This window comes from Zobellia laminariae, from assembly GCF_030553095.1.
In the GTDB taxonomy this organism is placed as follows: Bacteria; Bacteroidota; Bacteroidia; order Flavobacteriales; family Flavobacteriaceae; genus Zobellia; species Zobellia laminariae.
Genome location: NZ_CP130738.1, coordinates 4969735 through 4982466, shown reverse-complemented (window position 1 = coordinate 4982466; position 12732 = coordinate 4969735). Strand labels below are relative to the sequence as shown.

The window sequence follows — 12732 nt, the reverse complement described above, 5'->3', positions numbered from 1 at the left end:
AATAATTTAAAAAGCCTCAATAAAGTCTAAAACAGTTCCCGAAGGTATTTCTTTGTCGCCTTGTGGAACACGAATAAACCCGTTTGCCAAGGCTAAACTGACTAAGTCACCAGAACCATTGCCTTTTAGTGTTTTTGCAATGAATTTGCCTTCGCGGAGTTGTGTAGTAACTTGCGCAAACAGTGTTAATGAAGGGTGAGGTTGTATAGGCTCGTCTAAAATAACAGACTGTTTTTTGTTTTCAACACTAAGCGATTTTTTGAGCCATGGTAAAAAATACACATGGTAATTGGCAAAAGTAGAAACGGGGTTTCCGGGGAAAGAGAATACTACTTTCTGTTTTCTCTTTTGTACCCCAAACCAGAAAGGTTTTCCGGGACGTTGTGCCACACGGTGAAAAACCTTCTCAATACCTAAATTATGCAGGGCGTCGGGAATAAAATCAAACTTTCCTTTAGATACGCCACCACTAAGCATCAGTACATCAAATTTTGACAGAGCTTGTTCAAGTTGCTTTTCTATAATTGATTTATCATCCGCTATATGTAGAAGGGTAGGTTTTATTTTTACTTTTTCCAGCGCAGAAGCAAGAGAAAGGGAGTTGGATTTTCTAATCTGGTGGGGTAGTGGAGTCTCATGTATTTCTACAAGTTCGTTTCCTGTGGAGACCACACAAATTTTAGGAAGTGTTTTTACAAGTACATCCTTTTTTCCAACAGAAGCCAATACGCCAACAACCGCAGCAGTAATTTCCGTTCCTTTTTTTAGAAGGATAGCGCCTTTTTTTTCATCTGTACTTTGGCGATGTATGTTTTGTCCTTTTTTAGGCGTTTTTATAATCGAAGCCCAACCATCCTTAATTTCGGTTTCTTCATACATGACAATAGTATCTGCCTGTTCAGGAAGAACGGCACCTGTCATAATCTCAAGACAATTATTATGCGTTGAAAGTTTTTGCTGAGGCATGCCCGCACTTAGAACACCCTCCACTTTAAAACGAGTAATTCCCTTTTCAATGGCCGAAAAAGCAATGACAATACCATCTTTGGTAGAGCGATTAAACGGCGGAAAATCCCTATCAGCTTTAATATCTTCACTTAGAACTCTACCGGTGCTGTTTAAAAGCGCTATGGTTTCATCTCCAAGGTCCAACGTATGTTGTAATACGTGTTCAAAAGCATTTTCAAAGGTTATCATCCTATAATCTGATATTTAGATAAGGCAATCGTAAAAAGAAATACTATCCCTTAGCTTTCTTTTTGTTCCATAACCAACTTCCCACAAAATAAGCAATTAAGCCAATTAGGAAATATTTAAAGTAAGAAACGGGTTCTCCCGAGCCATTTACGGTCGTGAAAATACGGTCCCATCTAGGTCTCCAGCTAAGAATACCGTCGTTAAAATTATCAACGCTCAACCAGATAAATATAGGTGTACCTACAATATGGTTTTCAGGTACATAGCCCCAAGCCCTACTATCTTCGGAGTGGTCACGGTTATCACCCATCATCCAATAGTAATCTTGTTTAAATGTATATGAATCAGCTACTTCTCCATTAATTTTTATTTGGTTACCAGCAACGCTAATGGTGTTCCCTTCATATTCTCGTATAATCTTTTTGTAAAGCGGTAAAACCTTTAAATTTAATGCCACAGTAGCACCTTTTTCAGGAATGTAAATAGGCCCCATTTGGTCGTAATTCCATGGGTAATCCCTGCTTTGGGGGAATATGTTTGCACCAGCTACCCTTTTTTATCAACCATTCTTACAATGGAGTCCAATGAAGGTTCTTTTTTAAGCTGTTCCGCCATTTCAGCGGTAAGCGGAGCAACACGTGAAAGACCAGTTTCTTCAGCTAAGGAAATAGCATTTTTACGGGCTACTGAAACGGGAATTCCTCTTTCGGTAGTGTAGACTTCCAATTTACCATCATTACGCTGTTTATAACCCTTAACGTATTTCTGAATGCTGTTTAGTTGTTGTTGGTTCAGCGAATTGATAATATATTTTCTAGTCCATCCTGTAGCATTTACTTTTTCTAACAATGTAGAAGAAACTCCTTTGCTAGAGTAAAGTGTATAGTCGTATTGGGGCTTGGCTCTGTCAGATAGTTTTAATTGCTTTCCGTTAATATAAACATAACCATCTATAACAGCTAATGAATCTCCTGGAATACCCACGCAACGTTTTACGTAATTAGATTTTTTATCGATAGGTTTAATTACTCCTTTTTCTCTTTTGAAAAACTGACGAACCGTATCTGCAGGCCAACTGAAAACAACAATATCGTTTCGGTCAACTTTTGTAAAACCTTGGCAACCTAAAATATGGAAGCTGAGGTTTAGTTAAATATGATTTTGTGCCAATAATGGGCAAAGTATCGTGTACCATAGGGGCAGCAACCGTAGTCATAGGGGTTCTTGCACCATAGTTGAATTTACTAACAAATAATAAATCCCCAACACGTAGCGTGCGTTCTAACGATGGTGTTGGAATTACATAAGGCTGAATGAAGTAGGTATGAACAAGTGTAGCAGCGATAACTGCAAAAGCAATTGAGCTTACCCATTCGCCAGTAGCTGTTTGTGGCTGAAGGCTTCTGTCTTCAATATATTTTACGTCTAAAGCATAATTTACATAGAAGATGTATAAGCCAAACGTAAGTATCACTAACCATGTGTCTGCTGTGCTATTACGTCCAAAACTACGTATGGTTTCAATCCAAACGATAGGAAACATCAATAAGTTGATGATTGGAATGAACAAAAGTATCGTCCACCATTTAGGGCGATTGATAATTTGCATTAAAACAATAGCATTGTATACTGGTATTGCAGCCTCCCAAGCTTTTCTACCGGCTTTTACATATAATTTCCAAGTTCCTGCAAAATGGATAATCTGAATAACCAGAATAAATAGTAACCACTGTGTTGCGTCCATTTGTGTATTTTTTAATTGCAGCTAAGGAATTTTTAAATGACTGAATTCCAGAGACTCTATTGCAAGTAAGCTTAATTTTTATTCAATTATTGTATGTCTTAACCAAGGTTTAACACATCTTTCATGGTAAAAACACCTGTTTTGCCCACAATCCACTCGGCAGCAATAACAGCACCAAGGGCAAACCCCTCTCTGTTGTGTGCCGTATGCTTTATTTCTATGGAGTCTACCTCACTACTGTAATCTATACTGTGTGTACCGGGTGTTGTACCAATTCTTTTTGATACAATTGGAATTTCACCTGCCGGAGCATTTTCAAGCTTCCAAGCATTATACTTGGTGTTTTTGATAATTCCTTCGGCTAGTGTAATGGCTGTTCCACTAGGCTCATCCAATTTCTGTGTATGATGAATTTCTTCCATAGACACTTTATATTGGTCTAAATTTTTCATCATCTTGGCCAAATATTCATTGAGCTCAAAAAATACATTTACTCCCAAACTAAAGTTAGAAGCATATATAAAGGCACCTTTATTTTCTTTACATAAAGCCACCGCTTCGTCATATTTATCTAGCCATCCTGTGGTTCCCGAAATTACCGGAACACCATGTTCAAAACATTTGGTAAGGTTGCCGTAAGCCGCACTAGGCATACTAAAGTCAATAGCAACATCCATTTCTGAAAAATCAATATCAACTGTGTCAACATCTACTTTTGCAACAATAGTATGATTTCTGCTTAGGGCGATTTTCTCAATCATCTTGCCCATTTTACCGTATCCGAATAGTGCTATTTTCAATTTATAATTATTTCGATAACTGATTTTAACTAACTTAAAAACAGCTGTTTGTGTTTAAAATTTTATTATTAGGGCCATCCCGTAACTAGGGTTATTGGTCACTGGGTCTAAATCCAAAAAAGGTTCCATATCAAAGCTCAGGTCGTCGTCCACATTAAATTGCTTCAAATGTGCATCTACATTAGCATCCACAATATTTAGAGCATACATGGCTATCGATACCAATAGTAATAAATCTCTGTCTTGTTGATATCTTTCCTGTTCACTCTGTAGAGCGTCGTCACTTATAGCGGGAGTGGTGCTACCAGTATTGTTAGGGTCGTAGAATTCATCATCGGTAAAACCGGCTAATCTTCTCTTAAAAGCAGTACGTGCACGTTGGTATTGGTTATTATTCCAAGTGTAGCCGTAAACGGCAGCACCAATGGCTCCATAAACAATAGGTACTTTCCAATATCGTTTATTGTAAATCTGACCTAGACCAGGAATACAGCAGAATAAAATGCCGCTTTACTAGGAGCAAGTGCATTAAAAGGGACTTTTTTCTTCACGAGTGTATCCACCACAATAAGACCCTCATTTGCTAAATTTGTCTGGAGTGAGTCTACCTCTTTATTTTCGACCGTTTCTTTTTGAGCAGCAACGGTTATTGTAAAAAGAGAAATAAAAATAAGGGTTAGCAAGGATTTACTCACCTAGGATCAATTTTTTGATTCGATTGAATTCTTCTTGAGAATGAAAAGGAATGGTTATTTTTCCATTTCCTTTTTCGCTGGCAGAAATATCTACTTTAACCGAAAGGTGCTCAGTGAACGGTTTAATGTTTCCTTGAACAAATTCTGGCGCTTTTGAAGCTTTCTTCGCAGGTTTTTCAGGAGCAACACCTTCATGATAGGCTTTTACGGCGCGTTCCGTTTCGCGAACAGAAAGGTTCTGACCTATGATTTTCTCGTATAATGCTATCTGGTCTCCCTTTTTTTCTATGTTCACCAAAGCACGGCCATGTCCCATACTTAAAAAGCCATCCCTAATACCTGTCTGTATAATAGGGTCAAGACGTAAAAGACGCAAATAATTGGTAATCGTAGAGCGTTTTTTACCAACACGATCACTCAATTTTTCTTGCGTTAATTGAATTTCATCAAGTAACCTCTGATATGAAATAGCTATTTCTATAGGGTCTAAGTCTTGGCGTTGAATATTCTCTACCAAGGCCATTTCCAATGATTCTTGATCATCGGCAATACGAATGTATGCTGGTATAGTGGTAAGTCCCGCCAATTTTGAAGCTCGGCATCTTCTTTCACCAGAAACCAACTGGTATTTATTAAAATCTAATTTACGAACCGTAATTGGCTGTATAACACCTAGTTGACCTATTGATGTGGCCAGTTCCTTAAGAGTCTCGTCATTAAAGTTTGAACGAGGCTGAAAAGGATTCATTTCAATAGCCTCAATATCCAATTCTACGATATTGCCAACTACTTTGTCAGCATTCTTGTCTGCTGCAGATTGGATATCATTTTCTGGATCTTTCAATAAAGCGGAAAGTCCGCGACCTAGTGCTTGTTTTTTTGTTGCTTTCGCCATTAAGCTATCTCTTTATTTTTCTTGACGACTTCATTGGCCAGATTCAGGTAATTAGTTGCGCCTTTACTGCTTGCGTCATATTTTATGATGCTTTCCCCATAACTAGGAGCTTCGCTCAATCGTACATTACGCTGAATTATAGTATCGAAAACCATATCTGAAAAATGCTTGCGCACTTCTTCTACTACTTGGTTTGATAGTCTTAAACGTGAATCGTACATGGTCAATAACATGCCTTCAATATCTAAGTTGGCATTGTGTATTTTCTGAACACTTTTAATGGTGTTCAAAAGTTTTCCAAGGCCTTCTAAAGCAAAATATTCACATTGTATAGGAATGATAACAGAGTCTGCGGCGGTAAGGGCGTTCAAAGTAAGTAAGCCCAAAGAAGGTGCGCAATCAATTAAAATATAATCATAACTGTCCCTAAGGTCAGAAATGGCCTGTTTCATCATATACTCCCGTTGATCCTTATCTACCAATTCTATCTCAATGGCAACCAAGTCAATATGTGCGGGAATAAGGTCTAGGTTAGGAGAATCTGTACTTATGATGGCTTCTTTGGCACTTATAGTGTGCTCAAGAAGTTGATATGTACCGTATTCAACAGTTTCTACATCAATGCCCAAACCAGATGTGGCATTTGCCTGTGGATCAGCATCTATTAGCAATACCTTCTTCTCTAAAACACCTAGAGAGGCCGCTAAATTAACTGCAGTAGTAGTTTTACCTACTCCTCCCTTTTGATTCGCAATAGCAATAATCTTGCCCATTATTAGTTTGAGTTAGGGGGTAAAAATACGATTATTTACCATGCAATTAAAACCATTTTGTTAACACAAAGTGAATAAGTATGACCTTTTACGTTAAAGTTAGTTAACTGAAGGCGCCTTTTGAGAATAAATATGGATTTAGAGTAGAGTTTCAATATGAAAAATTTGAAACGCGTGGTAATTGAGTGTTAGAGAGTTTTAATCGATTTGAAGTCCAATGCCAAATATCGAAACTTATCTAAGTGGCTTGTAAGTAGTGATTTACGAATTTAATATAAATGATTAATTGAGTATTGTAGAAATCTTATTTTGATTTTTTTTAAACTGTAATTAACAGAAGGCGAGCTCTTTTTTTTAAATCAGTTTTGTTATTAACAAAGCTCTTTTTATTTTACTCTTTTTCCTCAATATTTAAGCTGTCCTCATATTCGATAAGGTAAATTTCTTCATCCTTCTTTTTAAGAAAATATTGCTCCCGCGCAAACTTTTCTAACTCTTCCGGATCTGATAATTTCTTAAGGATTTTTTTATCGTTGGCAATTTCATCCTTTAAAAACTCCTGTTGCTTCTCAAGTTTCTGGATTTCCTTTTTGAGTTCTAGGTGAATCAATAGGGAGTTTGTGTCAAAAAAAGCATCCATACAACAAAAACAGTCAGCACCAATACGTACATATTGGTAAGGATGCTAAACCATTTCTTCTTTTTCAAATCTTTGAATCCCATTTTTACTATGCTAGTTTCTCGTTGATGATTGTACGTACAATATCAACTGCAACTGTGTTGTATTTATTGTTGGGAATAATAATATCTGCGTATTCTTTGCTAGGCTCTATAAACTGAAGATGCATAGGCTTAATGTTAGACTGGTACTTATCTAATGTTTCATCTAGATTCCAACCACGTTCATTAACATCTCTTTTTAATCTTCTAATCAATCTTTCGTCTGAATCTGCATGAACAAAAATCTTGATGTCCATCATTTTACGCAACATTGAGTTGGTCAAAATAAGAATACCTTCTACAATAAGAACCTTTGTAGGGTGTACCGGTACAGTTTTATTTGTGCGGTTACATTCAAGAAAAGAATACACCGGTTGTTTGATTGAGTGTCCTTCTTTTAAAAGCTTCAGGTGCTTTTCGAGCAAAGCAAAATCAATAGATTGCGGATGGTCAAAATTTGTTTTTCTTCTTTCTTCCAAAGGCATTTCGGAGAGGTCGTTATAGTAAGAGTCTTGCGAAATTACTCCAACTTCACCTTCTGGCAGCGAGTCTATAATTTGGTTTACAACTGTTGTTTTGCCACAACCTGTGCCTCCCGCTATTCCAATTATCAGCATGCTATTTAAATTTTTGTCAAAAATACATATTTGTGAATCAATTACGGGTTTATACCTAAAAGGAACTTTTGGTAATACGCCTTTCTAAGCTAATACTTACTTTTGTACTATGCAGAATGATAATGTTAGTCCAAATTTTGAATTTATAGCCTTAATGGCTTCTTTAATGTCTATTGTAGCTCTAGCAATAGATGCCTTGTTGCCTGCTCTTTCGCATATAGGAATTTCTGTAAATAGCTTAGATCCCTTAGAAAACCAGCTGCTGATAACCATGATTTTTTTAGGTCTTGGTGTTGGTCAGTTATTTTTTGGTCCATTATCTGATAGTTACGGTAGAAAACCTGTGGTTTACATGGGGTTCTCAATTTTTGCCGTAGCAAGTGTTATTTGTGTATTGGCACCTTCTTTAGAGGTTATGATTGTTGGCCGTATTTTACAAGGTATTGGTCTTTCAGCACCTCGTACCATTGCTATCGCTATCATTAGAGATACTTATAAAGGCGATTATATGGCTAAAATTATGTCATTTGTTACCGCCTTCTTTATTTTAGTTCCCGTAGTGGCACCGGCCATTGGTAAATGGATTATGGATGCTTTTGGCTGGGAATATATCTTTTATGTTCAATTGTTCTTTGGACTGGTGGTTAGTATTTGGTTCTGGAAGCGCCAACCAGAAACTTTAAAAGCGCAGTTTAAAATACCTTTTTCAATATCCGTTTTCATAAACGGTTCAAAAGAATTTTTTAGACACCGCGAAACGGTTGCTTTTACTTTTGCTTCCGGATTTGTGACCGGTGCATTTTTAGTGTACTTAAGTTCTTCTCAACATGTCTTTGAAGATCAATATGATATGGCAGAAAATTTCCCGTACATATTTGCTGGTCTTGCCTGTTCTGTTGGCTTATCTACTTTTTTAAACGGTACTATGGTATTACATTTTGGTATGCGTAGATTGGCTGTAACAGCTATGGCGGCATTTTGTGTTATTGCATTATCCTATGTAGTACTCTTTTGGGGAAAACCGAATCCAAGTATGCCTATTTTGGTGATATTCTTATTCGTTCAGTTTTTATGTTTGGGTTTTCTATGGGGAAATTTCAGGTCTATAGCAATGGAGCCTATTGGGCATATTGCCGGAATTGGCGCGGCTATAAATGGTTTTATTTCTACCCTTCTTTCCGTTCCCATAGCTAATTATATAGGTGGACAAGTACAGGAAACAGTTTGGCCAATGTTTGTAGGTTTAGCAGTATGCGGCTTACTTGCTTTGACTACGATACTAATGGTTACCAAAGGAAAAGTTTTTGCTACTGCTGAGCGTAGCGGCTTGTAGAAATTATTTAGAATAAAAAAAAGCCGGCAAAAGAGAATCTTTAAGACTCATCCTTTGCCGGTACTTTATATCACCTTAAAGGGCATTTTCAATAATTTCTTCAACCACTTCGGGGTTAAGTAGTGTACTAGTATCTCCTAAGTTAGAGGTGTCTTTTGAAGCTATTTTTCTGAGAATTCGACGCATAATTTTTCCACTACGTGTTTTTGGCAACCCAGAAACAAACTGGATCTTATCCAATTTGGCAATTGGCCCAATGTGCTCTGTAATTTGCTGATTAATTTCCTTCCGTAAATTATCTCGGTCTCTGGTTTCTCCAAATTCCTTTAGAATAACATAGCCATAAAGAGCATTTCCTTTTACCTCATGAGGAAAGCCAACAATAGCACTTTCAGCTACTGCTGGATGCTCGTTAATGGAATCTTCAATTGGTGCTGTTCCTAAGTTATGTCCGGAAACAATAATAACATCATCTACGCGTCCTGTAATTCTGTAGTATCCTACGGCGTCTCGCAATGCGCCATCTCCCGTAAAATACATGTCTTTATAAGCGGAAAAATAAGTATCTCTATAGCGCTCATGATTGCCCCATATGGTTCTGGCAATAGAGGGCCATGGGAATTTAATACACAACCTTCCGGATACTTGGTTGCCTTTTAGTTCTTTTCCTACTTCATCCATTAAAGCGGGTTGTATACCAATAAATGGTAGGGTAGCATAGGTGGGCGCGGTAGGGGTAACGTAAGGGATTGGGGTAATCATAATACCACCAGTTTCAGTTTGCCACCACGTATCTACAATAGGGCTGTTATTTTTACCAACATTATTGTTGTACCAATGCCAAGCTTCCTCGTTAATAGGTTCACCTACGGAACCTAATACTTTCAGTGAAGAAAGGTCATGCTTTTCTACAAACTCTAAATTCTCTTTAGCTAAGGCACGGATTGCCGTTGGTGCGGTATAGAATTGATTCACCTTGTGTTTTTCTACGACCTCCCAAAACCGACCATAATCTGGGTATGAAGGAACACCTTCAAACATAACGGTTGTTGCTCCGTTTGCCAATGGTCCATAAACGATGTATGAATGTCCGGTTATCCAGCCTATATCCGCAGTACACCAATAGACGTCTTCTTCTCTATATTGAAATACGTTTTTAAAAGTATATGCAGTATATACCATATAGCCCCCGGTGGTATGGACCATTCCCTTTGGTGTTCCAGTGGAGCCTGAAGTGTAAAGAATGAACAATGGGTCTTCTGCATCCATTATTTCTGCTACGCAATCTGCGTAAGCTTCGTTAAGTAAGGGTTGCAACCATTTGTCACGCCCTTCTTCCATATGAATATCACTGTTAATTCGTTTGGCTACCAATACATTTTGAACTCCAGGACAATCTTCAAGCGCTTTGTCTACAATTCCTTTAAGGTCTATTGATTTTGAACCACGGAATGAACCATCTGAGGTGAGTACTATTTTACAATCGGAATCATTTATACGGGTAGCTAAAGCATTGGATGAAAAACCAGCAAAAACAACAGAATGTATTGCGCCAATTCTAGCACAGGCCAAAAGTGAAACGGCAAGTTCCGGAATCATAGGAAGGTAAATACAAACACGGTCTCCTTTTTTGACGCCATGGTCTTTTAGAACATTTGCCATGCGGCAAACCCTTTCGTGTAGCTCTCTATACGTGATCTGGAGCGCTTCTTCATTTGGGTCATTTGGCTCGAATATAATGGCTGTTTTATCCCCTCGCGTAGGAAGGTGCCTGTCAAGGCAGTTATCAGTAATGTTGAGTTTTGCACCCTCAAACCATTTAATTTCCGGCTTAGAAAAATCCCAACTTAATACGTTGTCCCATTTTTTACGCCAGACAAAATGCTCTTCCGCTATTTCTTCCCAAAAACCTTCAGGGTTTCTAACGGATTTTCTATAAACTTGGTAGTATTCTTCTAGATGTTTGATGTGGTAATTACTCATTGTGCTTCGATTGTTTGAATTGATATTGAAACGAAAACCCTTTTAATCTTCATAAAATAGAGAGGTATTCTATGTTTTTTTTATTTTGGTAAAGGGAAGCATGTCCTTCTTTTTACATTTCTGGGTATCTATATTGTTATATTAAAAATAATAAGATTTAACTCTAATAATATTAGCTGGTTTTAATTGGGTAAAAACAAAACTCCACTAGACGAGTCTCTTTTTGCTCCGGTAACAGAGCTCAAAACATTTGTTTTCTTCTCTATTCTTAAAACACCCATTAATGCAAAGACTAATGCTTCCTTAAATTCTATAAGTTGTTTTGAGGGAACTACCACTTTTGCAGTATCCCCTAGCTTTTGTTGAAGAGTCTCTATTAGAAAGTCGTTCAAGGCGCCACCACCGGTAGCAAATAAAGTGCTTCCAGACTTTTTTCTATTTGCCTTTACTTGGATAGCTACTTGTTCGCAGATATGATGAATGCTGGTGCATAGCAGGTTTTCCATACTATCTTCTGTACTTTCAATAATAGGAACGACTTTCTCTATAAACCATTCATACCCGATTGATTTTGGAAAGGGAAGTTTATAAAATTCTAATCCATTGAGTTTTTCAAGCATGCTGATATTTACCTTGCCGGTTTTTGCCAGATTTCCTCCCGCATCATAATCCAAATCATTTTTTCGGGTAATATGGTTTAGAATCATGTTGGCTAGGCCAATATCGTAGGCAATACGACTACCATTGTGTTCAAATGAAATATTGCTGATACCTCCAAGGTTCAAACAATAATCATATTTATTGAAAAACAATCGGTCACCAATAGGAACAAGAGGAGCTCCTTGGCCCCCAAGCGCAACATCATTAGTCCTAAAATCACATATTACGCAGTGTTTACTGGCATTGGCCAAATGTTGACCATTTCCTATCTGAAAGGTTAAACCGTTTTCAGGTTGATGATGTGTTGTGTGCCCGTGACTAGATATATAGTCAACTTCTAAGCCGTGATCATTGATAAACAAATCACACTGTTCACCAAGCCATGTGCCGTAACTGTTATGAAACTTTAAAAGTGCATCGGCAGGTAAATAAATAGCATCTTTTAATTGAGCTTGCATTTCTGTGGAATACGAAACGCTTTTAGTTTTTTTGATGCCAAATTGCCACGTGTGTCCTTCTTGCCAAATGGTACAATATGAAAGGTCTAGGCCATCTAAAGAAGTGCCTGACATAAGACCCAGAATTTTATATGTTTTCATACTTTTAAATGGTTATTGGTAGTTTGCCCCGTGCTTCTAAATTACCTAAAAAATGATTTGCTGCGACTTCTTGAAAAGACTTCTGGTTTTGATATGCAACCACAACAGCTTTTGCATTTTCTATGTTGATGTGATTAAGTATATATGGATTTCCAAAGATGTAAAGAATCACATTATTTGTGCTGATAAGTCTGTTGATTAGAACAAGTTCTTCTTCGGTGAAACCAAAGTTATTGGTAGGCTTTATTTGAGGAGGAAAAAGTGCTAAAAGTATATTTCCCTCAACCTTGTCTGTCTCATTTATTTCAGTGATAGAAGTAAATTTCTTGTTGTTGTAAATCGATTTAAAAAAATGATTATCAGGGTTTAATGAGATTGATAGACCTTTAAACTCAGTTTCTTTGAATGTCTTGATTATATCTTTGGTTCCCTTAATCAACGAAAGGCTTTGCTTAGCTATTTTTTCGTTTAGCTCATCAGGATTTGTTAGATCAGAACATACATTCTTAGTAGTTGGGATTGATTTTTCTTTTAGTTTCCAAATTCGGTCGAAACTTTTTTCTATGGCTTTTTCTGAGGCATTTTTTAAGATGGTTTCAATGCCTTCTTTTACATGCTCGGCAAAACAAAGCACATCGTTTCCAGCATCAAAAGCTAACCATTCTAATTCTCCTTTTATAGGGTAGTTTTTGGAAACTGCATGCATATTTAATGCA

At 37.3% G+C, this 12732-nt stretch carries 11 protein-coding genes and 2 pseudogenes; 1 reads left to right on the top strand and 12 read right to left on the bottom strand.

All coding sequences use genetic code 11. From position 1 onward, the window contains the following. Positions 1 to 6 precede the first annotated feature (6 nt). The 9 genes and pseudogenes from Q5W13_RS23880 to udk form a co-directional block, all read right to left on the bottom strand. Positions 7 to 1197, bottom strand: coding sequence for a molybdopterin molybdotransferase MoeA (locus Q5W13_RS23880; RefSeq protein WP_304444814.1), 1191 nt, complete (start codon positions 1195 to 1197; stop codon positions 7 to 9). 43 nt (positions 1198 to 1240) lie between these two features. Continuing rightward, positions 1241 to 2941 (bottom strand): annotated as a pseudogene (gene lepB, locus Q5W13_RS23875) (signal peptidase I). Between the two features lie 98 nt (positions 2942 to 3039). Further along, the gene (dapB, locus tag Q5W13_RS23870; RefSeq protein WP_155596897.1) at positions 3040 to 3741 is read right to left on the bottom strand and encodes a 4-hydroxy-tetrahydrodipicolinate reductase; all 702 of its coding nucleotides are present in this window, start codon (positions 3739 to 3741) and stop codon (positions 3040 to 3042) included. Positions 3742 to 3795: 54 nt separating this feature from the next. Then, positions 3796 to 4182 carry a DUF5683 domain-containing protein gene (locus Q5W13_RS25625; protein WP_368662589.1) on the bottom strand — a complete coding sequence of 129 codons (387 nt, stop codon included), beginning with the start codon at positions 4180 to 4182 and terminating at the stop codon, positions 3796 to 3798. A 35-nt stretch (positions 4183 to 4217) separates the two neighbouring features. Then, a complete protein-coding gene (locus tag Q5W13_RS25620; RefSeq protein WP_368662372.1) occupies positions 4218 to 4436 on the bottom strand; it encodes a hypothetical protein in 219 nt (72 codons plus the stop codon). Further along, on the bottom strand, positions 4429 to 5331 hold the full coding sequence (locus Q5W13_RS23860; protein WP_155596896.1) for a ParB/RepB/Spo0J family partition protein: 903 nt from the start codon (positions 5329 to 5331) through the stop codon (positions 4429 to 4431). The genes Q5W13_RS25620 and Q5W13_RS23860 overlap by 8 nt, the downstream gene beginning before the upstream one ends. Continuing rightward, the gene (locus Q5W13_RS23855) at positions 5331 to 6104 is read right to left on the bottom strand and encodes a ParA family protein (protein WP_304444813.1); all 774 of its coding nucleotides are present in this window, start codon (positions 6102 to 6104) and stop codon (positions 5331 to 5333) included. Before Q5W13_RS23855 ends, Q5W13_RS23860 begins: the two co-directional genes overlap by 1 nt. A gap of 391 nt (positions 6105 to 6495) precedes the next feature. After that, positions 6496 to 6827: pseudogene (locus Q5W13_RS23850) on the bottom strand (FtsB family cell division protein). 5 nt (positions 6828 to 6832) lie between these two features. Then, positions 6833 to 7441, bottom strand: a complete 609-nt coding sequence (udk, locus tag Q5W13_RS23845) for a uridine kinase (protein WP_304444812.1) — start codon at positions 7439 to 7441, stop codon at positions 6833 to 6835. Positions 7442 to 7550: 109 nt separating this feature from the next. Here udk and Q5W13_RS23840 point away from each other — a divergent pair, with 109 nt between their 5' ends. Further along, the gene (locus Q5W13_RS23840; RefSeq protein ID WP_304444811.1) at positions 7551 to 8774 is read left to right on the top strand and encodes a multidrug effflux MFS transporter; all 1224 of its coding nucleotides are present in this window, start codon (positions 7551 to 7553) and stop codon (positions 8772 to 8774) included. Between the two features lie 75 nt (positions 8775 to 8849). Here the strand turns inward: Q5W13_RS23840 and acs are convergent, their stop codons facing one another. The 3 genes from acs to Q5W13_RS25615 form a co-directional block, all read right to left on the bottom strand. Beyond that, a complete protein-coding gene (gene acs / locus Q5W13_RS23835; RefSeq protein ID WP_304444810.1) occupies positions 8850 to 10757 on the bottom strand; it encodes an acetate--CoA ligase in 1908 nt (635 codons plus the stop codon). A gap of 182 nt (positions 10758 to 10939) precedes the next feature. Further along, positions 10940 to 12016: an anhydro-N-acetylmuramic acid kinase gene (locus Q5W13_RS23830; protein WP_304444809.1), complete on the bottom strand. Its 1077-nt coding sequence runs from the start codon at positions 12014 to 12016 to the stop codon at positions 10940 to 10942. Positions 12017 to 12020: 4 nt separating this feature from the next. Continuing rightward, complete coding sequence (locus Q5W13_RS25615) at positions 12021 to 12722, bottom strand: hypothetical protein (RefSeq protein WP_368662371.1); 702 nt, start codon at positions 12720 to 12722, stop codon at positions 12021 to 12023. Between the last annotated feature and the right edge of the window lie 10 nt (positions 12723 to 12732).

Coding starts and splice junctions, on each gene's coding strand:
- udk (WP_304444812.1), bottom strand. CDS start 7,441: ATGCTGATAATTGGAATAGCGGGAGGCACAGGTTGTGGCAAAACAACA.
- acs (WP_304444810.1), bottom strand. CDS start 10,757: ATGAGTAATTACCACATCAAACATCTAGAAGAATACTACCAAGTTTAT.
- Q5W13_RS23880 (WP_304444814.1), bottom strand. CDS start 1,197: ATGATAACCTTTGAAAATGCTTTTGAACACGTATTACAACATACGTTG.
- Q5W13_RS25615 (WP_368662371.1), bottom strand. CDS start 12,722: ATGCATGCAGTTTCCAAAAACTACCCTATAAAAGGAGAATTAGAATGG.
- Q5W13_RS23830 (WP_304444809.1), bottom strand. CDS start 12,016: ATGAAAACATATAAAATTCTGGGTCTTATGTCAGGCACTTCTTTAGAT.
- Q5W13_RS23860 (WP_155596896.1), bottom strand. CDS start 5,331: ATGGCGAAAGCAACAAAAAAACAAGCACTAGGTCGCGGACTTTCCGCT.
- Q5W13_RS23855 (WP_304444813.1), bottom strand. CDS start 6,104: ATGGGCAAGATTATTGCTATTGCGAATCAAAAGGGAGGAGTAGGTAAA.
- Q5W13_RS23840 (WP_304444811.1), top strand. CDS start 7,551: ATGCAGAATGATAATGTTAGTCCAAATTTTGAATTTATAGCCTTAATG.